This window comes from Pedobacter sp. 01T416_2, assembly GCF_056398925.1.
Genome location: NZ_JBFTQI010001157.1, coordinates 1 through 1,208, shown reverse-complemented (window position 1 = coordinate 1,208; position 1,208 = coordinate 1). Strand labels below are relative to the sequence as shown.

The 1,208-nt window shown below is 42.5% G+C and carries 1 protein-coding gene; it reads right to left on the bottom strand.

Annotated features, from left to right (window positions below; translation table 11 throughout):
• Positions 1–1,208 (bottom strand): hypothetical protein (locus AC1DPQ_RS28195; protein ID WP_477611632.1); only part of this gene is annotated, 1,208 nt, incomplete at both ends.

Below are 1,208 nucleotides of genomic sequence, written 5' to 3'. Positions count from 1 at the left end.
CGGTAATACCATTGGTCATCTTTAAGCAGTTTACCACCTTTATCGTAACGTCTGTCGCTGCGATCGCCTGTTTTATATAAGTTTCCTGTTTCATCGGGATTCTTATAAATCACTTTACCATCGCTATAACTTGCCGAAGAAAGACTACCAAAAGTATCGTATCTATAATTGATGCTGCCACTCGTAATGCTGTTTAAGCAGCTATTCAGTTTATCGTTTGGCCCCCAGGCATATTGTTTAAATGCTGTGATGGAACGACTGGCTTCGACCTTTTGACTAATTGGATGGCCTTCATGGTCATAATCGAATGTCGCTCTAACCCCGCCGCTTAAACTGCGGCTGGTTTCCTGTCCGTTTTTATTCCGGCCAATAGCTGCTGTCCATTCTGCTGATCCGCCACTTTTAGCTGCGATGCCATTCAGATAACCAATTTCATTATAATCGTATTTAATATCGGCCCCTAATGAACTTTTTAAACTTGTCAGATTTCCAAAAACATCGTATTGATAATTAATCTGGTAGCCATCCTGTATTTCCTGGGTGATCATACCCAACGGATTGCGCCTAAAACTAACCGAAGAAAGTTCGTTCTCTGCTGTAATGAGCAAACCAAGTTTATTGTATTGAAAGGCTTCGTAAGTACCATCTTCATAGCTGCTGTATACCAATCGGCCGCTCAGATCGTAATTGTGGTACACGGCCTTTCCATCGGCCTGTATCGTTTTAATAATCTGCCCGTCCTGGTTGCGGATATATTGTTGCTCTTGCCCGTCAAAACCAATTTCCTTTACCACATCATCATTCGCATCCCTTAAAAAGGTATACTCTTCACCTTTTTCATTGGTAATACCTTTTAAATTTTCCCACTTATCATAGGTAAAATGAAGGGCCTGGGCATTTTGACTGGATGATTGGCTGCTTCTTTTTTGTGTTTTTAGGCTACCCATTGGGGTGTAGGCCATGTGCCATTCTTCGCGGCCATCGGTGGCGTAAACCGGAAGATCATAGGCATCGTATTTGAAACGTAAAGCCTCTTCTCCAAAATCTTTCACAAGGATTACGCGGCCCATTTCATCACGTTCCCAGATCGTAGTTTGATCACCATCGGGGCTAAAACGGATCAGTCGACCGTAATCATCATAAGTCCAACGACGTCTATTACCTTCGCTCGAAACCGATTCGATTAGTTGATTTAGACTGTTATATGT